The 23854-nt window shown below is 63.2% G+C and carries 22 protein-coding genes; 9 read left to right on the top strand and 13 right to left on the bottom strand.

Annotated elements, in window-relative coordinates:
• Positions 1 to 282 precede the first annotated feature (282 nt).
• From AWB77_RS06300 to AWB77_RS06285, 4 genes are all read right to left on the bottom strand, one after another.
• Positions 283 to 2514: a xanthine dehydrogenase family protein molybdopterin-binding subunit gene (locus AWB77_RS06300; protein WP_061133520.1), complete on the bottom strand. Its 2232-nt coding sequence runs from the start codon at positions 2512 to 2514 to the stop codon at positions 283 to 285.
• A 10-nt stretch (positions 2515 to 2524) separates the two neighbouring features.
• Entirely contained in the window at positions 2525 to 3532 is a 1008-nt protein-coding gene (locus AWB77_RS06295; RefSeq protein WP_061133519.1) for an FAD binding domain-containing protein, read from the bottom strand.
• Between the two features lie 10 nt (positions 3533 to 3542).
• On the bottom strand, positions 3543 to 4100 hold the full coding sequence (locus tag AWB77_RS06290; protein ID WP_061133518.1) for a (2Fe-2S)-binding protein: 558 nt from the start codon (positions 4098 to 4100) through the stop codon (positions 3543 to 3545).
• A gap of 556 nt (positions 4101 to 4656) precedes the next feature.
• The gene (locus AWB77_RS06285) at positions 4657 to 5973 is read right to left on the bottom strand and encodes an MFS transporter (RefSeq protein ID WP_061133517.1); all 1317 of its coding nucleotides are present in this window, start codon (positions 5971 to 5973) and stop codon (positions 4657 to 4659) included.
• Positions 5974 to 6111: 138 nt separating this feature from the next.
• Between AWB77_RS06285 and AWB77_RS06280 the strand changes: the two genes are divergently transcribed.
• The 3 genes from AWB77_RS06280 to AWB77_RS06270 all read left to right on the top strand — a co-directional run bounded on the left by AWB77_RS06280 (position 6112) and on the right by AWB77_RS06270 (position 9375).
• A complete protein-coding gene (locus tag AWB77_RS06280) occupies positions 6112 to 7008 on the top strand; it encodes a LysR substrate-binding domain-containing protein (RefSeq protein ID WP_061133516.1) in 897 nt (298 codons plus the stop codon).
• 95 nt (positions 7009 to 7103) lie between these two features.
• Positions 7104 to 8297 (top strand): M20 aminoacylase family protein, encoded by a 1194-nt coding sequence (locus tag AWB77_RS06275; RefSeq protein WP_061133515.1) that lies wholly within the window; start codon positions 7104 to 7106, stop codon positions 8295 to 8297.
• A 10-nt stretch (positions 8298 to 8307) separates the two neighbouring features.
• Positions 8308 to 9375, top strand: a complete 1068-nt coding sequence (locus AWB77_RS06270; protein ID WP_061133514.1) for a M14 family metallopeptidase — start codon at positions 8308 to 8310, stop codon at positions 9373 to 9375.
• Between the two features lie 4 nt (positions 9376 to 9379).
• Here AWB77_RS06270 and AWB77_RS06265 read toward each other — a convergent pair whose 3' ends face one another.
• On the bottom strand, positions 9380 to 10252 hold the full coding sequence (locus AWB77_RS06265) for an endonuclease/exonuclease/phosphatase family protein (protein WP_061133513.1): 873 nt from the start codon (positions 10250 to 10252) through the stop codon (positions 9380 to 9382).
• A 172-nt stretch (positions 10253 to 10424) separates the two neighbouring features.
• Here AWB77_RS06265 and AWB77_RS06260 point away from each other — a divergent pair, with 172 nt between their 5' ends.
• Positions 10425 to 10904: a DUF4019 domain-containing protein gene (locus AWB77_RS06260; RefSeq protein WP_061133699.1), complete on the top strand. Its 480-nt coding sequence runs from the start codon at positions 10425 to 10427 to the stop codon at positions 10902 to 10904.
• A gap of 7 nt (positions 10905 to 10911) precedes the next feature.
• Here the strand turns inward: AWB77_RS06260 and AWB77_RS06255 are convergent, their stop codons facing one another.
• From AWB77_RS06255 to AWB77_RS06245, 3 genes are all read right to left on the bottom strand, one after another.
• Complete coding sequence (locus AWB77_RS06255; RefSeq protein WP_061133512.1) at positions 10912 to 11217, bottom strand: high-potential iron-sulfur protein; 306 nt, start codon at positions 11215 to 11217, stop codon at positions 10912 to 10914.
• 537 nt (positions 11218 to 11754) lie between these two features.
• Positions 11755 to 11892, bottom strand: a complete 138-nt coding sequence (locus AWB77_RS06250; RefSeq protein ID WP_061133511.1) for an MFS transporter small subunit — start codon at positions 11890 to 11892, stop codon at positions 11755 to 11757.
• Between the two features lie 21 nt (positions 11893 to 11913).
• Positions 11914 to 13311 carry an L-lactate MFS transporter gene (locus tag AWB77_RS06245; RefSeq protein ID WP_061133510.1) on the bottom strand — a complete coding sequence of 466 codons (1398 nt, stop codon included), beginning with the start codon at positions 13309 to 13311 and terminating at the stop codon, positions 11914 to 11916.
• 541 nt (positions 13312 to 13852) lie between these two features.
• On the opposite strand from AWB77_RS06245, the gene adh reads away from it, so the two are divergent.
• Positions 13853 to 15373 carry an aldehyde dehydrogenase gene (gene adh / locus AWB77_RS06240; protein ID WP_061133509.1) on the top strand — a complete coding sequence of 507 codons (1521 nt, stop codon included), beginning with the start codon at positions 13853 to 13855 and terminating at the stop codon, positions 15371 to 15373.
• A gap of 53 nt (positions 15374 to 15426) precedes the next feature.
• A complete protein-coding gene (locus AWB77_RS06235; RefSeq protein ID WP_061133508.1) occupies positions 15427 to 15816 on the top strand; it encodes a DUF779 domain-containing protein in 390 nt (129 codons plus the stop codon).
• Positions 15817 to 15819: 3 nt separating this feature from the next.
• Here the strand turns inward: AWB77_RS06235 and AWB77_RS06230 are convergent, their stop codons facing one another.
• From AWB77_RS06230 to AWB77_RS06210, 5 genes are all read right to left on the bottom strand, one after another.
• Positions 15820 to 16599 carry an enoyl-CoA hydratase gene (locus AWB77_RS06230; RefSeq protein WP_061133698.1) on the bottom strand — a complete coding sequence of 260 codons (780 nt, stop codon included), beginning with the start codon at positions 16597 to 16599 and terminating at the stop codon, positions 15820 to 15822.
• 14 nt (positions 16600 to 16613) lie between these two features.
• Complete coding sequence (locus AWB77_RS06225; RefSeq protein ID WP_061133507.1) at positions 16614 to 18257, bottom strand: acyl-CoA synthetase; 1644 nt, start codon at positions 18255 to 18257, stop codon at positions 16614 to 16616.
• A gap of 120 nt (positions 18258 to 18377) precedes the next feature.
• On the bottom strand, positions 18378 to 19013 hold the full coding sequence (locus AWB77_RS06220) for a glutathione S-transferase family protein (protein WP_061133506.1): 636 nt from the start codon (positions 19011 to 19013) through the stop codon (positions 18378 to 18380).
• A 15-nt stretch (positions 19014 to 19028) separates the two neighbouring features.
• Entirely contained in the window at positions 19029 to 19655 is a 627-nt protein-coding gene (locus AWB77_RS06215; RefSeq protein ID WP_061133505.1) for a glutathione S-transferase family protein, read from the bottom strand.
• 59 nt (positions 19656 to 19714) lie between these two features.
• Positions 19715 to 20491, bottom strand: a complete 777-nt coding sequence (locus AWB77_RS06210) for an NAD(P)H-dependent oxidoreductase (protein WP_061133504.1) — start codon at positions 20489 to 20491, stop codon at positions 19715 to 19717.
• 92 nt (positions 20492 to 20583) lie between these two features.
• Here AWB77_RS06210 and AWB77_RS06205 point away from each other — a divergent pair, with 92 nt between their 5' ends.
• The 3 genes from AWB77_RS06205 (at position 20584) to AWB77_RS06195 (ending at position 23853) form a co-directional block, all read left to right on the top strand.
• Positions 20584 to 21480 (top strand): LysR family transcriptional regulator, encoded by an 897-nt coding sequence (locus AWB77_RS06205; protein WP_061133503.1) that lies wholly within the window; start codon positions 20584 to 20586, stop codon positions 21478 to 21480.
• Between the two features lie 196 nt (positions 21481 to 21676).
• Entirely contained in the window at positions 21677 to 22915 is a 1239-nt protein-coding gene (locus AWB77_RS06200; protein WP_374728676.1) for an ABC transporter substrate-binding protein, read from the top strand.
• A gap of 62 nt (positions 22916 to 22977) precedes the next feature.
• Positions 22978 to 23853, top strand: a complete 876-nt coding sequence (locus AWB77_RS06195; RefSeq protein ID WP_061133502.1) for a branched-chain amino acid ABC transporter permease — start codon at positions 22978 to 22980, stop codon at positions 23851 to 23853.
• Position 23854 lies beyond the last annotated feature (1 nt).

The following is a 23854-nucleotide window of genomic DNA, read 5'->3' as shown; positions in this document are numbered from 1 at the left end:
TGCAATGCATGTGCCTGGACGGGCCGTCCGCTCATGGTCGCGTATTGGCGGAGCAGCCGTCGATGAAGAGGGGCAATTGCCGAACGTCGCGATGAGTGCCGCGATGCGGCGTTTGAACGTCGTTAGATAGCGATGATGGTTGCCGAACAATTTGTGACTCGAGCCGGTGTAGCCGTGCGCGAGCACGTTGCGCATTTCGTACGCAGCAGAAAAGGCCTGGCTTCCGCGCAGACAAACCGCGCGAAAAGCCAGGCCGCTCGAACAGCGCAATGAGACCGAAAACTACGCCTTCAACAAATCCTCGATCATCACCGGCAGCTTTCTCACGCGCACGCCGGTCGCGTGATACACCGCGCTCGTGATCGCCGCCGCGATGCCCGCCAGCCCGATCTCCGCGATGCCGCGCGCGCCCAGCTCGTTGAAGACCGTGTCGGGATAGTCGAGGAACGTCACGTCCATCTTCGGCGTATCGGCATTGGTCGCGACAACGTAATCCGCGAGGCTGCTGTTGATGGGCGCGCCGCTTCGCTCGTCGTAGACCGTGTGCTCGAAAAGCGCCATGCCGACGCCCATCACCACCGCGCCTTCGATCTGATTGCGTCCCGCACGCGGATTGAGGATCTTGCCGCCATCGATGACGGTCACGACGCGGCTCACGCGCAGCCGCGCGGTCGCCGGATCCCAGGTCACTTCGGCGAAGTGCGCGCCGTAAGAGTGGATCGACCACTTCTTCTTGAGCGGATCGTCGAAGCCGCCTTTCGCGCTGCCGCTGCCCGATGCCGCATGCAGCTTCGCCGCATCGAGAATGCGCGCGAACGGCACGCCGCTCTCCGGCGGCTCGTTCTTGCGATGCACGTGCCCGCCGCTCATCGCGAGCTCTTCCGCCTTCGCGCCTTTGAAAGGCGAGCCTTCGATCTTCGCGGCGCGCGCGAGCAGCGTCTTGATGGCTTCGCGCACCGCATCCGATACCGCCGGAATCACCGATGCCGTCGCCGCCGATCCGCCCGACACCGGACCGAGCGGCAGCGACGTATCGCCGAGTCCGACTTCGATCTTGTCGAGCGCGATGCCCGTATGTTCCGCGACGAGTTGCGCAAGGATCGTGTACGTGCCCGTGCCGATGTCCTGTGTGCCGCATACGACGCGCGCCGTGCCGTCCGCGCGCAGATCGACCGTCGCTTCCGCCGAAAAGCGCAGCCCGGGCCAACTGCATGCGCCCATGCCCCAGCCGAGCGTGAGTCCGTCGCGCTTCATCGAACCGACTTCGGGCGTGCGCTTCGACCAGCCGAATTTTTCCGCGCCCGTCTTCAGACATTCGACGAAATGCCGCGACGAAAACGGCAGGCCGCTGCTTTCATCGACTTCCGGTTCGTTGCGCAGCCGCAGCTCGACCGGATCGATCTTCAATGCGATGGCGAGCTCGTCCATTCCCGATTCGAGCGCGAAGAGGCCGGGCACCGCGCCCGGTCCGCGCATCGACGTGGGCGAGCCGACATTGCGCTTCACCGTGCCGCCCGTCACGCGCAGATTGGGCGTGCTGTACATCGACGGCGTCGCTTCGCCGCAATCTTCCGTGTAGTCGTCGGCGATGGCCTCGTGGTTCACGAAGTCATGCTGCAACGAGACGAGCTTGCCGTCCTCCGTCGCCGCGAGCCGCACGCGCTGCTGCGTGGTCGGCCGATGCCCGACATTCTGGAACATCATCTTGCGCGAAAGCACGAGTTTGACCGGGCGTTCGAGTTGCCGCGTCGCGGCCGCCGCGAGCAGCGAATGCGGCCACATCCACAGCTTGCCGCCGAAGCCCGAGCCGAGATAGCGCGAGATCACGCGCACCTTCTCTTTCGGCAGGCCCATCATCTGCATCATCGTGCCCTGATGGTTCGCGACCGCCTGGCTCGTCTCGTAGAACGTGTAGCTCTCGCCGTTCCAGTGCGCGATCGTCGCGTGCAGTTCGATCGGGTTATGCGTTTCGACGGGCGTCACGTATGTTTCGTCGATCTTCACCGGCGCATCGTCGAACGCCTTGTCGGGATCGCCGCGTTCGCTTTGCGTTTCGAGCTTCCCGTCGGGTTCGAGCGTCGTGCTGACATCGTGCGGTGTCTTGTCGTAACCGACCTTGATCGCCGCCGCCGCCGCGCTCGCCGCTTCGAACGTTTCCGCGACCACGAGCGCGACGTATTGCCCGTAGTAGCGAATGATGTCGTCCTCGAACGGCGGACGATTTTCATCGACGAAGCCGGTATCGATCGAATTGCCGGCAATGCGATAGAAGCGGCCGATATTGCCGCGATGAAGAATCAGCTTCACGCCGGGCATCGCTTGCGCGGCGGCGAATTCGAGCGACGTGATCCTGCCGCTCGCGATGGTGCTGCCGACCGGCACGGCATACAGCATGCCGGGCAGGTCGACATCGGATGTATAGGTCGCGCGGCCGCAAACTTTCAGCGGTCCGTCGATGCGCGACTGGGGCCGTCCGATGAACGCGGACGGTTTGATATCGGGCGCCGTGGACATTGAGCGATCCTCAGGAAGTTTGCGTGGTGACCATCTTGAGCGTGTGCACTATGCAGCGCCTGGACAGCTCGACCTTGAAGCCGTTTTCGCTTTGCGGCTTCGCATCGGCGAGAGCTGCATCGGCGGCGCGTCTGAAGGTGGCTTCGTCGGGCGTCGCGTTCAGCAGTTCCTGCTCCGCTTCGCGCGAGCGCCACGGCTTCGTGCCGACACCGCCGAGGCCCACGCGCGCATGTGCGATGCGCCCTTCCTTGACGCCGATCACAATGCCCGCCGACGCCAGCGCGAACTCGTACGACGCGCGGTCGCGCAGCTTCAGATAAGCCGAGCGCGCGCCTTCGACCGGTGGCGGCAACGTGACGTGCGTGACGAGATCGCCCGCATCGAGCACGTTCTCGCGATCCGGCGTCGTGCCCGGCAGCAGGTAGAACTCGTCGATGGGAATCGCGCGTTTGCCGCCCGTGCCTTCCACGTGAATGGTCGCTTCGAGCGCCTGCAATGCGACGCACATGTCCGACGGATTGCTCGCAATGCACGATTCGCTCGTGCCGAGAATCGCCATCATGCGATTGAAGCCTTGCATCGCCGAGCAGCCGCTGCCCGGCTCGCGCTTGTTGCATGGAGAGGTCGTATCGCGGAAATACACGCAACGCGTGCGCTGTAGCAGATTGCCGGCGGTGGTCGCCATGTTGCGCAGCTGCACCGACGCGCCCGCGAGCACCGCTTGCGAAAGCACCGCATAACGTGCCTGAATCAGCGGATGATGCGCGAGGTCCGAGTTGCGCGAAGTCGCGCCGATGCGCACGCCGCCGTCGCCCGTTTCCTCGATCTCGTCGAGCGGCAGACGGCTGATGTCGACAACGCGCATCGGCCGCTCGACGTTGAGCTTCATCAGATCGAGCAGCGTCGTGCCGCCCGCGAGGAATCGCACTTCCGCGCCTTGCTGCGCGGTATGCGCGAGCGCGCCGGCATTGATCGCGTCGCGCATGTCGCGTGCGCGTGAGAGTTGAAACGTGTCCATGTCGCGCTCCTTATTTCGACGAGGGCTTCGTCGCCCGCACCGACTGGATCGCCTCGACGATGTTCTGATACGCGCCGCAGCGGCACAGATTGCCGCTCATCGCTTCGCGCACGTCGTCGTCGCTCGGGCCGATGGGCTCGTCGAGCAGCGCGACCGCCGACATCAACTGACCGGCCGTGCAGTAGCCGCACTGATAGCCGTCGCATTCGACGAACGCGGCCTGCAGCGGATGCAGCGCCTCGACTTCGCCGATGCCTTCGATCGTCGTGATGGTGTCGCCATCGCAGGCCGCGGCGAGTGAGAGACAAGAGTTCACGCGGCGTCCGTTCACATGAACGGTGCATGCGCCGCATTGCCCGTGATCGCAGCCTTTTTTCGTGCCGGTCAGATGAAGATGTTCGCGCAATGCATCGAGCAAGGTCGTGCGCGGATCGAGCGAGAGCGTTTCGTTGCGGCCGTTGACGGTCATCGCGAACGTGATGGTCGCGTCGTCCGTCTTCGCGCGCCGTGTTTCGTTCGGTGTATCGGCGTGCGTAATTTTCGATTGGGGGATGGGACGTTGTGGCATCGGGCAATCTCCTGGAATTGCGCAGCAAGCTGCCGCGCGAGTGCGGCGATGAATCGGCCAAGCGTGAGAGAGGCGAAGATGCGGGCAAGCGTGTCGGGCGCCGATGGCGCGGAGGAAGGGCCGCGACACAGGAGTCTGCGCGGCAATGCGCAGGAACTTGGCGCGACGACGATGCGGCGAAAGACGACACTCAGCCAGTATAGGCATCCGCCGCGAAACTTTCCCGATCGAAAGCTGGCGCGATCATCCGATGCTGCGGCGCAGGAAGCATGCCCGCGCGCCGGATTGCTTCAGTGCGCGAACACGGCGCGCGCGACGAGCGAGAGAAGAAACACGCCGACCGTGGTGAAGATGACGAGGGCCATGAGGATCAGAATCATGCGGGAAACCATCTGCATCGCGCGGCTCCGGCAAAAAAAATGGCCGCTTGCGCGGCCGGAAGGAGGGTGGGTCGGTCAGACTTTAGCGTAAGCGCGCTTCCTTAAATCAGACTTAAGCGTGCAGTCTTCCGTGCGGCCGCCCATTGTCCTTCGTTTGCGGACACCATGCATCGAACTTACCGCAAGGCGTCGCTGTAGCGGTCGCGCAGCGGCAAGATCGTCAGGAGCGCAACGGCGCTGCCGAAAATCACGTAGTAGCAGATCGAGAGCGGATCGCCCGTGGTCATCGTCAGCCATTGGACGATGGCCGGCGCGAAGCCGCCGAAGATCATCACCGCGACGTTGTAGCTCACCGAGATGCCCGTCGAGCGCACGCTGGAAGGCAGCAGTTCCGAAATGAACGCGGGATAGCAGCCCTGGAAGATGCCCAGATAGGTCATCAAAAGCGCCTGGCAGACGATCAGCATCGGCAGGCTGGGATGCGCGGTGAGCACGGCGAAGATCGGATACGCGGTGACGAGCGACAGCGCGAGCGCGGTCGCCATCAGCTTCTTGCGGCCGATGCGGTCCGACAGCCGGCCGAACACCGGACAGCAGACGAGATACACGAGCGCGCCGATCGTCGAGCTGATGAGGCCGTCGGTGAGCGCCATGTGCAGCACGCGCGTTGCGTGCGTCGGCAGATAAAGCAGGAAGATATACGTGCCGATGGTGCCGAACACCGTAAGGCCGAAGCCCGCGAGCACGGGCATCCAGTGCTTCGTGGCGGTATCGCGGATCGGGCGCGTGGTCAGTTCGTTCTTCTGCGCCTTCTCGACGAATACCGGCGATTCATCGAGCTTCGAGCGCAGATAGAGACCGACCGGCACGATCAGCAGGCCGATCACGAACGGCACGCGCCAGCCCCAGCTATTCAGATGTTCCGGGCTCAGCGTGCGCGTGAGCACCGCGCCGAAGAACGAACCCGCGAGACTCGCCGCGGCCTGCGCGACCATCTGGAAGCTGCCGAAATAGCCGCGCTTGTTGGCGGGCGCGTATTCGACGAGAAACGCCGTCGCGCAGCCGACTTCGCCGCCCGCCGAGAAGCCTTGAATCAGCCGGCCGAGCAGCATCAGCAAGGGCGCGGCGATGCCGATGGCCGCATAGGTCGGCGCGAACGCGATGATCGCGATGCCGACCGCCATCAGCGAAATGGTGAGCGTGAGCGCAGATTTGCGGCCGACGCGATCCGCGACCGCGCCGAGCACGATGCCGCCGAGCGGCCGCGTCAGGAAGCCGACGCCGAAGGTCGCCCAGGTTGCGAGCAGTGAGATCGTGGGATTTGTTGCGGGAAAGTACAGCTTGGCGATGATGACGGCGAAGAAGCCGTAGACCATGAAGTCGAACCATTCGAGCGCGTTGCCGATGGTCGATACGACAATCGCTCGTCGGCCGGACAGGTTCGATGCGGCGTCCTGATCGGCCGCGTGCGCTGCAGGTAGTACGGTGCTCATCGAATGGACTCCGTGGGATTTTTCGTTGACCGCTGCAACACGCAAACATTACGCCGAGTTGAAATAAGAAAATATAGAATTTTTGAACTGACACTCAAGCAAACCTGATCGAACGATCGGGGATAACCCGCACGCACGATGAGCAATATCCGTTTTTTGCGCACGTTTATCGCCGTCGCGCGGTACGGCTCGTTCGCCGCCGCCGCCGAGAAAGTCGCGCTCACGCAAGCCGCCGTGAGCATGCAGATGCAATCGCTGGAAGACGATCTGAAGCGTCCGCTCTTCGATCGCGTGGGCCGCACCAACCGGCTGACGAGCATCGGCAAGCAGGTGTTGCCGCAGGCGGAGCGCATCGTCGCGCTCTACGACAGCATGCGCCTCACCGGTCTCGACGACGAGATCGCCGGATCGGTGTCCATCGGCGCGGTCGATTCTGCGATGGGCGCGCTCGCCTCCGTCGTCACCGAACTGAAAGGTCAGTATCCGCGGCTCGATGTGCGGCTTTTCACCGGCAAGGCGCTCGCGCTCGCGCCACAGGTCGAGGCGGGCGAGATCGATGCGGCGGTGATCGTCGAAATGGCGGGCAAGACGCCGGCGAGCCTCAACTGGACGCCGCTCTACTCGGAGCCGCTCGTCGCGATAGGCACGCCTGCCAGCGCCGCCGCGAGTGCCGCCGAGATGCTTGCGAAGCGCCCGTTCCTGCGATTCGATCGCGCGCAACGCACGGGCGCGCTGATCGAGCGCGCGCTGAAGCACAACAGGCTCGTTGTAAATGAGTTTCTCGAACTCAATTCGCTCGAAGTGATCGTCGAACTCGTGCGGCAGGACGCGGGCGTTTCCGTGGTGCCGCTGCTCGAATACGGTTCGTGGGCGAGCGATCCCGCCTTGCATGTGATCGCGCTCGCGAAGAACACGCCGCGCCGCGTGGTCGGCATGCTGGAGCGCAGAATCCATGATCGTCACGCGGTGATGAGCATCGTGCAGGAACGCATACGCATACGTTCGCACGGCGCGATCGCGCCGGATCAAAGCTAAAGCTTTGCTTAAGTCACGGACAAGAAATATCAGCTATCGCTGTGAATTGCGGCCATCGACAATGTTTCGATCATTCAACAGCACACGAGGAAAGCATGCCGATCATTGCCGAGATTGCACAGTCGCGCGACGAGATTCAGGCCATTCGCCGCGACATCCACGCGCATCCCGAACTCTGCTACGAAGAAGCGCGCACCGCTGAGCTCGTGGCGCAAAAGCTCGAGGGCTGGGATATCGAAGTGACGCGCGGGCTCGGCAAGACGGGCGTCGTCGGCGTGTTGAAGAAAGGCGCGGGCACGCGCGCGATCGGTCTGCGTGCCGACATGGACGCGCTGCCGATCCCCGAGTCGAACACGTTCGCGCATGCGTCGCGTCACGAGAACAAGATGCACGCGTGCGGTCACGACGGACACACCGCGATGCTGCTTGGCGCGGCGCAATATCTCGCCAAACATCGTCATTTCGACGGCACCGTCGTCTTCATCTTTCAGCCTGCCGAGGAAGGCGGCGGCGGTGCGAAAGCGATGATCGAAGACGGCCTTTTCGAGCGCTTTCCCGTCGATGCCGTGTTTGCGCTGCACAACTGGCCGGGCATGCCGGCGGGCGAGTTCGGCGCGCGTGTCGGGGCGACGCAGGCATCGAGCAACGAGTTCGAGATTCGCATCGAAGGCGTGGGCGCGCATGCCGCGATTCCGCACGATGGCGTCGATCCCGTGTTCACCGCGCTGCAGATCGGCACGGGCTTGCAGAGCATCGTGACGCGCAACAAGCGGCCGATCGATGCCGCCGTGCTCTCGATCACGCGCATGCAGGCGGGACATGCCGTCAACGCGATTCCGACAACCGCGACGCTCGCCGGGACCGTGCGCACGTTCTCCGTTGACGTGCTCGATCTGATCGAGACGCGCATGAAGGAGATCGTCGCGGCGACGGCGGCCGCATATCGATGCAAGGCCGAAGTCAGATTCGTGCGCAACTATCCGCCGACCGTGAACACGGAAAGCGAAACGCACTTCGCGCTCGGCGTGATGCGCGATGTCGCGGGCACGGACAAAGTGAACACGAACGTCGATCCGACCATGGGCGCGGAGGACTTCTCGTACATGCTGATGGAACGCCCCGGCTGCTACGCGTATATCGGCAACGGACGCGGAGAACATCGCGATCATGGCCACGGCATCGGGCCGTGCATGCTGCACAACAGCAGCTACGACTTCAACGACGACGTGCTCACGCTCGGCTCGACCTACTGGGTGCGGCTCGTCGAAAAATTTCTCGCGCGCGCCTGAGGAGGCGGACATGTTTTCATCGACCTACCGCGAAGCGCGCCAGCGTTTTCTCGATACGGCCGCCGCATGCGAGCTCGCCGTCGATACGCGCGTGCTCGACGGCATCGCGGGTCTCGAAGGCGAAACGCTCGCGGCGGATGTCGTGCGTATCGGTCCCGCCGATGCAAAGCGTCTTCTCGTGCTGACGTCCGCGACGCATGGCATCGAAGGCTTTTGCGGCTCGGGCGCGCAGATCGCGTTGCTGCGCGACGACGTGTTGCCCGCGTTGATGGACAAGCTCGGCGTCGCGATGCTGCTCGTTCACGCGATCAATCCGTACGGCTTCTCGTACCTCAGCCGCACGACGGAAGGCAACGTCGATCTGAATCGCAACAGTGTGAATTTCGACGGCGCGTTGCCGCAGAACGCGGGCTATGCGGAACTGCACGATCTGCTGATTCCCGCGACCTGGCCGCCCGGCGAAGCGAATGTCGCGGCGATTCGCGCGTATATCGACACGCATGGTCAATGGGCTTATCAGCAGGCCGTGACGACAGGGCAGTACACGCACGAACGCGGCATGTTCTACGGCGGCGCGCAGACGGCGTGGAGCACGCGCACGATGCGCGAACTGCTCGCGCAATACGGCGAGGCGTGCAGCGCGATCGGCTGGATCGATTTTCATACGGGCCTCGGGCCGAGCGGCTTCGGTGCGAAGATCTGCGTCGGCGATGTGGCGCGCGCGCGGCGCTGGTGGGGCGCGGACGTGACGAGTCCGTCCGATGGCACGTCGATCGCGGCGGACGTCGCCGGACCTTTACTCGATACGTTGCGGCAGACGTGCGGGCATGCGGCGATCGCATCGATTGCGATCGAGTACGGTACGGTGCCGCTCACCGATATGCTCGACATGCTGCGCGCCGATGTCTGGGTGCGTCATCATCCGGACGCGCCCGACGCGTTGAAAGCGGACATTCGCCGCCAGATTCGCGCGGCGTTTTATATCGACGACGATATCTGGCGCGGCATGATCGTCGGGCAGGCGCGCGTTGCGGTGTTGCAGGCGCTGTACGGGCTGTCGCGCGAAGAAGGCTATTGACTCGTCAACGCAGTTCGAGCCACATCGGCTGATGATCCGATGAGCGGCTCGACTGGTCCACTTCGCATCCGGCGATGCGCGGCTTCAGGTCTTCGGTGACGAAAATGAAGTCACACGCGAACGGGCCATCGGGCCATTGAGCGTGATCGTACAGGCCGACGGTCGCGGCGCGCGGCTCGCCGGGATGCGCGCAGGTCCAGGCATCGGCGAACGAGGGCGCATCGGCGATGGGTTCGAGCATCGCACGATACGCCGATGCATCAAACGCGCTGTTGAAGTCGCCGCAAATGATCGCGGACGCGGGGCGCGCGGTATCGGCGAAAGGGCTTGCCCGACTTTCAGCCTTCGCGGGCTGGCGCTCGTGCGCGCACGCTTCGGCGTGCAGCTCACGCAGACGCGCGACCTGCGCGAGGCGCTGCTTCTCCGAATAGAACTCGAGATGCGTGCTGATGATGCGCAACGGCCCGACGTCGGTCTCGACGACGGCTTCGAGCGCGATGCGCAGCATCGACGGCCTGGCGGGATCGGCGGGCCACGGCAGCGAATGGCGCAACACCTGGCGCACGGGCAGGCGGCTCACGATCGCGTTGCCGAACTGGCGGCGCGCGATGCCAGCGCCCGCCGGCGGAAGATCGGAGCCGATTCCGTCGATGACGGTCGCGCCGGGAACGAGCGCTTCGAGTTCTGCGAACTGATCGGCGCCGGGGCGGCCCGCGAGTCCGCCGGCTTGTTCGCTTTCGTGGAAACCGCGCGTCACTTCCTGCAGGCAGAGGATATCGAAGTCGTGAAGCGCTTTCGCTTCTGCGACGATGCGCGCGAGATCGACGCGGCCATCCACGCCGCGTCCCCATTGGATGTTCCAGTCGACGAGTCGCATGTCGTGCCTCGGCGCGAGGGTTGGAGCCGATGTTTGTAATCGAAGCAGCAAGACGTGTGCGTGATCGGAAAACGCGCCATTTCGTGACAAATTCTGAAACTAAGTATTTCTTACCGTCATGGACGGCGGCGGCGATACAATTTGCGTCGTAGAAACTAACGTCGTCCGCAACATGAAAGCAGGCATCACACTCTCGCTAGCCACGCTCGTGCTCGTCTCGACGGGCATCGCGTGCCAGGCACAGGTTCAACCCGCGGCCCAGTCGCTCACCAAAGAGCAACAGGCCGCGCTCGACAAACAGGATCGCGACATCGCGCAAGTCGCATCGGTCGTCATCCGCATGATCGATCAGGGCAAGGCGGGCGAAGTGTGGGATCAGGCCTCGCCCATCGCGAAACAGATCATCTCGCGCGATGACTTCATGAAGAAGGTCACACGCGACCGTGCGCCGCTCGGCGCGCCGGGCCTGCGCATGCCAATGGGCGCAAAGCACTATCACTACGACGGCACCGGCAACATGCCCGCTGGCGCATACATCAACATCCTCTTCGATACGCAGTTCAATCAGGTGAGCCAGTCGTCGCGCGAGATGGTGACTTTCATTCTCGACGCGGACAAGGTCTGGCGCTTCGTCGGCTATTCGGTGCGTTAGAAGCGCATCACATGTTCGTCCAGGATGCGCACCATCCCTTGCCGGCCACGAGTTTGCCGTTGAAGAGCGTGCAGCCGCCCCAGGCGTCGCTTTCCTTGCCCTGATACAGCGAGCAGTTGCCGCAAGTCTGTCCCGCCGCGAAGGTTGGATATTTCGCTTTGTCCACTGTCGCGGCGTCTTCCTTATAGCCGACGGCGACCGCCGCCGGGTCCGATTCGCTCAGATGCGGCGCATCGGCGCGGGCTCGCGTGAGCCATAGCGCGGAGCCGATGCCGATACTGACAACCATGAAGCTGCGACGTGACGTGTTCATTGTCGTGGACCGATCTTTTGTCTGTGGGGAATGTCGTCTATGCGCGCGGGCGCTAATGGAACGATACGCCGGCGCACGCCGCCGTGCCCGGATCGCGGCGCTTTGCATGCCGGGTGCGAATAAATCGAATGCCCGTTCGCGCTTCGTCCTTCAACGCGATGCCAACGTCGTTCATTCCGTCGCGCTAAACCTTTGCGCGCGCGTGCCGTAAATCAGGCCAGAACGTAGTTGCAATCGCGTGAATCACCCCCGCGGCGCCCCGGCCGCGGATCAATTCGAAGGAGAACGACCATGAGTGAACTCGACTGGATGATGGCAGGCGTTTATGTGGCAGCACTCGTGTGCGGCACGCTCTTCATGAGCGCGCTCGCGCGCCGCAGCTTGAACCGCGTGGAGGATCGCGGGCACTGAGAACATCGCATGCCGCTTGCGGGAAGCTCACGCAAGCTGTAACTGAAACGCGCGCCGCAAGCCGATCGAATCAATCGAATCAATCGAAGCAATCGGCTCCGGCGCGCGGCTACATCATCGACGGCATTACTGGAACAGCTTGACCGCCTGCGTCAGCGTGTTCGTCACGCCCCACGCCAGCGGAATCAGCACATACGCCCAGAACACCAGCAACAGCCCTTTATTCGACGGGTGGACTTCCCGGCTATCGATGCGATCGTTCATCGCGAATCTCCTCGTTGACGCTCAAATGGCGGTCTGCGCCGACATGTTCATATGATGCTTCTCGTGCACGCGCGAGACGAGCAGATTGCAGACGAAGCCGATGACGAGCAGGCCCGCCATGATGTGCAGCGTCATCGTGTAAGCCGCCGCGCCGACGACGCCGTGCGACACCTGAAACGCGCGCACGTAGTTCACGAGCACCGGACCCGCGACGCCCGCCGCCGCCCACGCGGTCAGAAGCCGCCCGTGAATGCCGCCGACGAACGCCGTGCCGAACATGTCCGCGAGATACGCGGGGATCGTCGCGAAGCCGCCGCCGTACATCGACAGGATGATGCCGTATGCCAGCACGAAGAGCGCGATGTTGCCCGCGCCCGCGAACTGCGGCACGAGGAAGTACAGCACCGCGCCGAGCGCGAAGAAGACGAAGTACGTGTTCTTGCGCCCGATCCAGTCCGACGCCGACGCCCACACGAATCGACCGCCCATGTTGAAGAGCGACAGCAGCCCGACGAAACCCGCCGCCGCGCCCGCCGTGATCGACGCCTTGAAGCTTTCCTGAATCATCACCGATGCCTGGCCGAGCACGCCGATGCCCGCCGTCACGTTCAGGAACAGGACGAGCCACAGCAGATAGAACTGCGGCGTCTTCAGCGCCTGATCGATATGCACGTGGTTCTTCGTGATCATCTTCTTGGCGGTCGTCGGCGGCGTCCAGCCAGCGGGCTTCCAGTCCTTCGGCGGGATGCGGATCGCGAGCGCGCCGATGGTCATCGAGATGAAATAGAGCACGCCGAGCACGACGAACGTTTCGGCAACGCCCGCGCTCGTCGCGCTCTTGAAGTGGTTCATCAGCGCGACGGAGCCGGGCGCGGCGATCATCGCGCCGCCGCCGAAGCCCATGATCGCCATGCCGGTCGCCATGCCGCGACGGTCCGGGAACCAGCGGATCAGCGTCGATACCGGCGACACATAGCCGAGCCCGAGTCCGATGCCGCCGATCACGCCATAGCCGAGATACAGCAGCCAGATCTGATGCAGATAGACGCCGAGCGCCGAGACCAGAAAGCCGCCGCCGAAGCAGCAGGCCGCGGTGAACATCGTGCGGCGCGGGCCGACCTTCTCCAGCCACTTGCCCGCGAACGCGGCGGACAAGCCGAGAAACACGATGGCGAGCGAGAAGATCCAGCCGAGCGTCGTGAGCGTCCAGTCATCCGGCGCGGACTTCGTGATGCCGATGATCTTCGTGAGCGGCGCATTGAACACCGAGAACGCGTAAGCCTGCCCGATGCACAGGTGAACAGCCAGCGCGGCGGGCGGCACCATCCAGCGCGAGAAACCCGGCCGGGCGATGGTCGCCTCCTTGGAGAAAAAGCCTGTCGGGCCGTGCGCGGCCCCTCTATTGATGGTGCTGTTCATGGTGGTCTCCGTGGCGCGTCATGTCTCTCACGTGCGCGCTCATCGTTTGCATCGATTGCGTTGAGGTGCCGTCCGGGGTCGCCGGCCAGCAGCCCGCCGTGGTCATGCGCGCGGCGATACGATTTGCATCGCGCGTGCGCAAGGCCATTTCGCGCCGCCCAAACATGCGATGGAACGACATATGAGTGCGACGCTTTGCCACGGCTGGCATGACCATAGACAAGTGCGTAAGGCTTTGCAATATGAACACTCGTGCCATAAGCGTTTGCCCGCAGCGCATCGGCGGTTTGCGCGGCGATTCGAGTGTGGGCGGCGTCTGTATCGCATCGCTACAGCGCGGGGCAGGTGTTCCGAATGTGAACACGGCAAAGCGCCCTCGTACAAACCCTGACGATGACCCGCGAAACCGCATGACGATGCGGCTCGCGCCCGATCGGCGCGACGTGCCGCGCGATGGCATGGAACTCGCAAACAGGAACGACCGGCGCCGGACATCGGCAGTGCCGGCCCGTTCATGTCGACATGCGAGGAGCACATAGAAATGAATCACGCAGAGATGCAGTTCCTGAGCACCGAATATCCGTACAAGAAGCAGTACGGCAACTTCATCGGCGGCAAGTGGGTGCCGCCCGCGGGCGGCGAGTATTTCGACAACATCTCGCCGATCACCGGCGAGCCGTTCACGTCGATCCCGCGTTCGCGCGAAGCCGATATCGAAGCCGCGCTCGATGCCGCGCATGCAGCGAAGGCGTCATGGGGACGAACCTCCGTCACCGATCGCGCGAACCTGCTGCTCAAGCTCGCCGATCGCATGGAGCAGAACCTGACGCGTCTCGCCGTCGCGGAATCGATCGACAACGGCAAGCCGCTGCGCGAGACGATGGCCGCCGATATCCCGCTCGCGATCGATCACTTCCGCTATTTCGCGAGCGCGGCGCGTTCGCAGGAAGGCGGTATATCGGAGATCGATCACGACACGGTCGCGTATCACTTCCACGAGCCGCTCGGCGTCGTCGGGCAGATCATTCCGTGGAATTTCCCGATTTTGATGGCCGTGTGGAAGCTCGCGCCCGCGCTCGCGGCCGGCAACTGCGTCGTGCTTAAGCCGGCAGAGCAGACGCCCGCGTCGATTCTCGTGCTGCTCGAAATCATCGGAGACCTGTTGCCGCCGGGCGTGCTCAATGTCGTCAACGGCTTCGGTCTGGAAGCGGGCAAGCCGCTCGCATCGAACAAGCGCATCGCGAAGATCGCGTTCACCGGCGAGACCACGACGGGCCGCCTCATCATGCAGTACGCGAGCCAGAACCTGATTCCCGTCACGCTCGAACTGGGCGGCAAGAGTCCGAACATCTTCTTCGACGACGTGCTCAACGCCGACGACAGCTTCTTCGACAAGGCGCTCGAAGGCTTCACCATGTTCGCGCTGAATCAGGGCGAAGTGTGCACATGTCCGTCGCGCGCGCTCGTGCAGGAATCGATCTACGAGCGCTTCATGGAGCGCGCGTTGAAGCGCGTCGCGGCCATCGCGCAGGGACATCCGCTCGACACGAAGACGATGATCGGCGCGCAGGCTTCGCAGGAGCAACTGGAGAAGATCCTGTCGTACATCGATCTCGGCAAGCAGGAAGGCGCGAAGTGTCTTTCCGGCGGCGAGCGCGCCACGTTCGATGGCGAATTGAAGAACGGCTACTACATCAAGCCGACGGTCTTCAAAGGCCACAACAAGATGCGCATCTTCCAGGAAGAAATCTTCGGGCCGGTGCTTTCCGTGACGACGTTCAAGACCGAGGAAGAAGCGCTCGAAATCGCGAACGATACGCTCTACGGTCTCGGCGCGGGCGTGTGGACGCGCGACGGCACGCGGGCGTATCGCTTCGGCCGCGCGATCCAGGCGGGCCGCGTGTGGACCAACTGCTATCACGCGTATCCGGCGCACGCAGCGTTCGGCGGCTACAAGCAGTCGGGCATCGGACGTGAGAATCACAAGATGATGCTCGACCACTATCAGCAGACGAAGAACATGCTCGTCAGCTATAGCGACAAGCCGCTCGGCTTCTTCTAAAGTGCGGGGGCCGCCGTATCGATGCGGCGGCCCGCTTGAACGACGGGGACATCATGAGTGAACAGGAAGTGCTGCGCGTGACCGCGACCCCGGCCGCCATCGACCTGATCGAGAAGCTCAAGGCCGAACACGGCGACGTGCTGTTCCATCAATCCGGCGGATGCTGCGACGGCAGCGCGCCGATGTGCTTTCCGGTCAACGAATTCATGGTCGGCGGCTCGGACGTGAAGCTGGGCGCGATCGGCGGCGTGCCGTTCTACATGACCGGATCGCAATACGAATACTGGCAGCACACGCAGCTCATCATCGACGCGGTGCCGGGCAACGGCGGCATGTTTTCATTGGAGCGCCCGAGCGGGCTGCGCTTTCTCACGCGCTCGCGTCTCTATAGCGACGAAGAGAACGCGTGGCTCGACGAACATCCGGTCGAGCATGTGAGCTGAGCGTCACTTCCAGCGCGGCGCGCGTTTTTCGATGAAGGCTTGCGTGCCTTCGAGCGTGGCGTCTTCCATCATGTTGCAGGCCATCGTTTCCGATGCGAGCGCGTATGCAGCCTCGATGCCGCTTTCGAGTTGCCGATAGAACAAACCCTTGCCCGCCGCGACCGCTTCGCGCGGTTTGGCGGCGATGGTCGCGGCAAGCGAGCGCACGGCATCGTCGAGTTCGTCCGGCGATGCGACGCGATTCACGAGGCCGCGTTCGCGCGCGGTGGCCGCATCGATGAACTCGCCCGTGACGAGCATTTCGAACGCCGCCTTGCGCGCTACGTTGCGCGACAGGGCCACGCCGGGCGTCGCGCAGAAGAGCCCGAGATTCACGCCCGATACCGCGAAGCGCGCCTCGCTCGATGCAACCGCGAGATCGCACATCGCGACGAGCTGACAACCCGCCGCCGTCGCAATGCCTTGCACCCGCGCGATCACCGGCTGCGGCATGCGCTGAATGGTCAGCATCATGCGCGAGCAGCGCGCGAAAAGCTCGCGATAATAATCGATGGCAGGCTCCGCGCGCATCTCTTTCAAATCGTGGCCCGCGCAGAACGCGCGGCCTTCGCCCGCAAGCACGACGACGCGCGCATCCGATTGGGCTAATTCTTTCAGCGCGCGTTCGAGCGCGTCGAGCATCGCTTCGGACAACGCGTTGAACGCGCCGGGCCGATTCATCGTCAACTTGACGGCGCCTTTCACGTCATACGCATCGCGCTCGATCAGTACGAGGTCGCTCATTGTCGTGTCCTTCATCAAACGTCGATTGCGGCGACGGAGCCCGCGCGCTTGCGCAATTCGAACTTCTGAATCTTGCCCGTCGATGTTTTCGGCAACTCGCAGAACTCGATAGCGCGCGGCACCTTGAAGCCTGCGAGATGCTTCTTGCAATGCGCGATCAGTTCTTCCGCGCTCGCCTGCGCGCCGTTCTTCAGTTCGACGAACGCGCAGGGCGTCTCGCCCCAACGCGTATCCGGCTTCGCGACGACGGCGACAGCCAGCACGCCCGGATGCCGGTACAACACATCTTCGACCTCGATGCTCGAAATATTCTCGCCGCCCGAAATGATGATGTCCTTGCTGCGATCCTTGATGCGCACGTAACCGTCCGGATACGCGACGGCCAGATCGCCCGTATGAAACCAGCCGCCGCGAAACGCTTCTTCGGTCGCGGTTGCATTCTTCAGATAACCCTTCATCGTGATGTTGCCGCGAAACATGATCTCGCCGATGGTCTCGCCATCGGAAGGCACACGTTCCATCGATATCGGATCGCGCACGCTGACCGCATCCTGCAAGTGATAACGCACGCCTTGCCGCGCATTGAGCCGCGCGCGCTCGCCGATATCGAGTGCGCTCCATTCGGCCTGCTGCGGACAGACGGTGGCCGGACCATAGACTTCGGTGAGGCCGTACACGTGCGTCAGTTCGAAGCCCATGCGCTCCATGCCTTCGATCATCGCGGCGGGCGGGGCGGCGCCCGCGACCATCGCGTGAACCTTCTGCTGGATGCCGGCCTTCATCTTGTCGGGCGCATTGACGAGCAGGTTCTGCACGATGGGCGCGCCGCAATAATGCGTGACGCCTTCATTGCGAATGAGATCGAAGATGCTGTGCGCATCGACACGGCGCAGACACACGTTCACGCCCGCGCGCGCCGCGACGGTCCACGGAAAACACCAGCCGTTGCAATGGAACATCGGCAGCGTCCACAGATACACGGCGTGCTTTGGCATGTCCCATTCGAGGATATTGCTCACCGCATTCGTGTACGCGCCGCGATGATGATAGACGACGCCCTTTGGATTGCCCGTCGTGCCCGACGTGTAGTTCAGACAGATGGCGTTCCATTCGTCCGGCGGCGGCGACCATTCGTATGCGGGATCGCCGCTCGCGAGCAGCGCTTCATAGTCGATCTCGCCGATGCTTTCGCCGCTCCCCGTGTACTGCGGATCGTCGATATCGATGACGAGCACGCGCTGCGGCACATCTTTCAACGCACGACGCATGACGTCCGCGAACTCTCGATCGACGAGCACGGCCTTCGCCTCGCCATGCGTGAGCATGAACGCGAGGGTGGCGGCGTCGAGCCGGGTGTTGAGCGTATTGAGCACCGCACCCGTCATCGGCACGCCGAAGTGCGCTTCGACCATTTCGGGCGTGTTCGGCAGCATCGCGGCGACGGTATCGCCCACGCCGATGCCGCGCGCCACGAGCGCCGATGCGAGCCGCCGCGTGCGCGCGTAAGTCTCGGCCCAGTTGCGACGCACGTCGCCGTGCACGATGGCGGGCCGCGCCGGATACACGGTCGCCGCGCGCTCGATGAACATGAGCGGCGTCAGCGCCGCGAAGTTGGCGGCCGTTTTGGGAAGGCCATCGTCGTACATGCTGGCGGTCATGCTTGTCTCCTCGGGCGCGGATCTATGGAATGGCGTCAGTGTCGCTCAGGTTTCTTAGATGATCGTTATCACGCGCGCAACTTACGTTAGCCTGACGCTCCCTCTCATGGTTTGCCCTGATCAGACGAGATCGTCGAGCTTGACTTCGAAGCCGCGCTTCACGCCCGGACGCGCGAACAGCGCTTCGTACCAGCGTTTGACGTTGGGAAAATCATCGAGCGAAACCTGATGACGTTCGTGCCGCCACGCCCAGCCGAGAATCGCGAAATCGGCGATGGACAAGTCTCCGGCGACAAATTCGACTTGCGCGAGACGCCTGTCGAGGACGCCATAGAGACGGCGCGTTTCGTCGGAATAACGCTTCAGTCCATAACGCCGGTCGCTTTCCGCTTCGACCATGCGGAAGTGATGCACTTGTCCCGGCATTGGGCCGAAGCCGCCCATCTGCCACATGAGCCATTCGAGCACCGGCACGCGATCGCGCACACTGGCGGGCAGGAACTTGCCCGTCTTCTCGCCGAGGTAGAGCAGGATCGCGCCGGACTCGAACACGCTGATGGGCTTGCTGTCCGGTCCGTCTGGATCGACGATGGCCGGAATGCGGTTGTTCGGGCTGATGCGCAGAAACTCGGGCGCATGCTGTTCGCCCTTCGTGATGTTCACCGTCTTCACGATGTACGGCAGTTGCATTTCCTCAAGCGCGACGCTGATCTTGCGTCCGTTGGGCGTGTTCCATGTATGCAGTTCGATGGTCATGGCGATTCGTCCCGTTCAGGTCAGCGCGGGCGCGACGTGACGCGCGAAGCCCGGGCGCTGTGTGATGCCCACGTACCAGCGTTCGAGTTCGGCGAGCGAGGGGCGCGCGAGTTCGACGATGCCGAACCAGCGGCGCGCATACGCGGCGATGACGAGATCGGCGAGCGTGAAGGTGTTGCCCTCGAGATAGTCGCGGCCTTGCAGATGCGTATCGATGACGCGCCAGAGTTTTTCGACTTCGCTCGCGGCGGCGGCGAGCTGCTTCGTATCGCGATCGGCGGCGCTCGTGCGGATATAGCCCCAGAAGAGCGGACGTTCCGCGGGTTGCAGCGTGGAGAGCGCCCAGTCGAGCCAGCGGTCCGCGCTCGCGCGCACTTTCGGCTCTGCGGGATAGAGCGTGCCCTCGGCGCCGTATTGCATCGCGAGATAGCGGATGATCGAGTTCGACTCCCACAACACGAAGTCGCCGTCGACCAGCGTGGGCACGCGGCCCATCGGGTTCATCGCAAGATAGCCGGGCTCGTTGTTGCGCCCGAATTGCAGGCCCGCGTCGATGCGTTCATACGCGAGCCCGAGTTCGTCGCAGCACCACAGCACTTTCTGCACGTTGACCGAGTTGGCTCTACCCCAGATCGTCAGCATTCGATGTCTTCCTCCGTACTTGTCGAAGGATCCATCTTAGCCGTGTTTCGCGCTTGTCCTCAGTCGATGTGCGCGCCAAAGCCGCTCGTGCCCGCTGCGAGCTCGTCGCGCAGCACGAGTTGCGGAATCGCATAGTCGCCGTGATTCTGCTTGCGATACGCGATGGGCGTGTCGTCCCAGAGACGATCGAGCCGCGTGCCGAGCGCGTCGTATGTGGCCTTCAGACGCGCGTCATCCATGCGATGCGTCTCGTAGAGAACGAAGGGCGGCAGCACGTCGAAACCCGGATAGAACAGCACGCCGTGCTGGATCGGAAAGAGAATGTCGTCGATGGGTCCGTTGATGCCGCGCGCGCTGTAGTGCGATTCCCAGCCACCCGTCGTCACGACGATCATCGCGCGCTTGCCCGCCATCATGCCTTCGCCGTAGCGGTCGCCCCAGTGCGTGTCCGAATGCTCGCCCACGCCGTAACCGAAGCCATAGGCATAGACGCGTTCGACCCAGCCCTTCATGATCGCGGGCATGGAGAACCACCACATCGGAAATTGCAGGATCAGCGCATCGGCCCAGCGCAGCTTGTCCTGCTCCATTTCGATGTCGCGGCTTTGCAGGCCGTTCGCGAATGCGTGTTTCGAGTCGCGGCTCGCGTGAAAGGGCGCATCGGCGTTGCGTTCGCGCACGTCGTTCGCATCGAGCGGGGCTTTCCAGTTCATCGCGTACAGGTCGGACACTTGCACGTCATGACCGTTTGCGCGCAGGCGCTCGACGGTGAAATCGTTGATGGCGCCGTTCAGCGAGCGGCGTTCCGGATGGGCATAGACGATTAGCACATTCATGGTCTTTCTCCAACTTCGATTCGGGAATGGAGCAAAGAATAGGGGCGCTGCGGGTATATTGGAAATGAATATCGAAAATTACAGGCATTGCCATGAATAATATCTTGCGTAGGCTCGATCTCAATCTGCTCGTCACGCTCGATGTCCTGCTCGACGAGCAGAACGTCACGCGCGCCGCAGAGCGCCTTCATTTTTCGCAGCCGTCCGTGAGCGTGCATCTGGCCAAGCTGCGCGATATCTTCGACGATCCCTTGCTTCTGCCTGGCCCGCGCGGCATGCGTCCGACCGCACGCGCGCAAAGTCTGCGCGTGCCGTTGCGCGCGGCGCTGGCGTCGCTGGAACGCGCGGTGTCGCCGGAAGCCGCATTCGATGCCGCAACCGCCGACAACACATGGCGCATCGCGGCGACCGACTACAGCGAATCCACGGTGCTGCTGCCTGCGTTGAGCGGCTTGCGCACGGCCGCGCCGCATACGCGTATCGCGGTGCTGGAGATGTTGCCGCCGCGTCTCGCGAAGCAGGCGGAGAACGGCGAGATCGATCTCGCGTTTCACATCACATCGCCGGATGCGGACAACTTCCATCAACAGGCGCTCTTCGAGGAAAGTTACGTGCTCGTGGGACGCAAGGATCATCCGCGTCTGAAGCGCCGTCCGACGCTCGCGCAGTTCTGCGCACTCGATCACGTGATCGTTTCGCCCGATGGCGGCGGCTTTGCCGGTCCGACCGACGACATGCTCGCGAGCCTCGGCATGCAGCGGCGCGTGGCACTGTCCGTGCCACATTTTCTCTTCGTGCGATCGGTGCTGGCGACGACCGATCTCGTGTCGATGCAACCGGCGAGGCTCGCGCGGCGCTGGCCCGAGATGCGAACCGTCGCGCCGCCCGTCGACGTGCCCGGCTACGAGATGTCGATGTATTGGCACGAACGCGTGCATCGCGATCCCGCGCATCGATGGTTACGTGAGTTCATCGCGCAAGCCGTTTGAAAGAATATCGCTTCATTGATGACCTTTACGCATGACCGTCTTTATCGTTATTACCGATTCAGTGCGTGAAAGGCGAGTGCTACTGTTTGTCGGCAAATCCTTAATTGCTGCATGTGTCATGTGTCTGGCTGGCGTCGCTCCACGATCGAATACACAGAGGAGACTGATGATGTCAAAGCGCAAGACGTGGCGGGCAATGAGCGCCGTCATTGCAACGGGTACGGCGATGGCGGGACTGGGCGTCTCCGTCACGGCGCATGCAGCGGGAGAGCCGATCAAGATCGGCGTCATCAGCGAAGAGTCCGCGGTCGCGGGCGCATCGATCAGCAAGGCCGCGCAGCTCGCGGCGGAAGAGATCAACGCGAAGGGCGGCGTCGACGGCAGGCAGATCCAGATCATCGCGTATGACGATCACTCGTCAGCCTCCGACGGCGTGCGCGCGTTTCAGCGCGCGGCGAGCCAGGACAAGGTGGTCGCGATCATCGGCAGCTATATCAGCGAAGTCGCGCTCGCGATGGAGCCGTGGTCCGCGCGCCTCAAGATGCCTTTCATCACGCCGGGTGCCGCGAGCAATGAGATATCGAAGCGCGTGCATGACGACTACGACCACTACAAGTACACGTTCCACGGCTGGATGACATCGGCGTTCATCGCGCAATCGATCTGCGATTTCTCGCATGACGTGCTCGTCGGCGAGTTCAAGATGAAGACGACCGTGGTGATGAGCGAAGACGCCGCGTGGACCAAGCCGCTCGACGAGCGTTACCTCGAATGTCTGCCGAAGGCGGGCCTCAAGGTGCTGGATCACATCCGCTTCAATCCGGATACGTCGGACTTCACGCCGATCTTCAACCAGATCGAAGCGAAGCATCCCGACACGATCACGACGGGCATCAGCCACGTAGGCGTGCAGCCCACGGTGCAATGGCACGATCAGCAAGTGCCGATTCCGATGTCGGGCCAAAGTTCGCAAGCCACGACGACGAGCTTCTGGAAGGACACCAACGGCGCGACCGAAGGCGTCATCACGGCTTCGGCGGCGGCGCCCGGCGTCGCGATGACGCCGAAGACCGTGCCATTCGTCGAGTCGTACCAGAAGCACTTCGCAGGCGTTTCGCCCGCGTATGACGGCTTCACGAGTTATGACCTCGTGTACATCATCGCGGATGCGATTCATCGCAATCAAGGCTCGACCGATCCCGACAAGATGGTCGATGCGCTCGAAAAGACCGATTATGTCGGCACGATCGGACGCTGGCAGTTCTACGGCAAGAACGATCAGTTCACGCATGCGTTGAAGTACGGCGAAGGCTATATCACCGGCATCAATCTGCAATGGCAGAACGGCAAGCAGGTGGCGATATGGCCGAAGTCGGTCGCGAACGCGAAGGTCAAGTTTCCGGCCTTCGTGAAGGTGCAGGCGGCCGCGAACTGAAGCCGTTGCGCTGCGTGTTACGGGGAGCGGGTCCGCGTTGACATCGACATAAAAGGCCGCCTATGTTGCCGTTGCAAATCCTCATCGATGGCTTCGCGATCAGCTCGCTCTACGCGCTCGGCGCGATCGGCTTCACGCTGATCTTCGGCGTATCCGGCGTGCTCAATCTCGCGCACGGCGGCGTGATGCTGATCTCGGCGCTGCTCGGCTGGGCGCTCGCGGGCGAAGCCGGATTGGGCACGTATCTCGGCACGCCGCTCGGCGTGATCTGCGGCATGATCGCCGCGTACATCACGTACTTCATGGTCGTGCGGCCCATTCAACGTTCGAACGCGATCCCGCGCGAGGAGAAGGAAATCTTCGTGCTGACGGGCACGCTGCTCTGGGGCATCATGATCCAGCAGGGCATGGCCTACCTCTTCTCCGACAACCCCATCACCATGCGTCCGCTGATTCCCGGCGTCGCGAGCGTCGCGGGCGTGCGCGTGCCCTACAACGAAATCATGATCGCGGCCGTGTGCTGGGTCGTGATCGGGTTGCTATGGCTCTTCGTGAATCGCACGAAGGCGGGCAAGGCGCTGCTCGCGGCGTCGATGAATCCGCGCGGTCTCACGCTGCTCGGCTTCGAGTTGTCGAACATCTATCTGCTCGCGTGGACCCTCTACGGCGTGCTCGCGGGCATCGCGGGCGTGCTGCTCGCATCGTTCCTCGGCGTGAGCACCAACAACACGGGACAGCTCACGGCGAGCGCGTTTTCCATCGTCGTGCTCGGCGGCCTGGGCAGCGTATCGGGCTCGTTGATGGCGGCGTATGTCGTCGGCTATCTGGAGACGGTCACCGCGTATCTCATCGCGCCGACGCTGCGGCCGCTGCCCGCGCTGCTGCTGCTCGTGCTCGTCGTGTATGTGCGCCCGCAAGGCTTTCTCGGACGGCGCTGAT

Origin of the sequence: Caballeronia fortuita (genome assembly GCF_001544835.2) — a bacterium.
Lineage (GTDB): Bacteria > Pseudomonadota > Gammaproteobacteria > Burkholderiales > Burkholderiaceae > Caballeronia > Caballeronia fortuita.
Note: the sequence above shows the minus strand (reverse complement) of the source record. Positions and strands in the feature narration are given on the sequence as shown.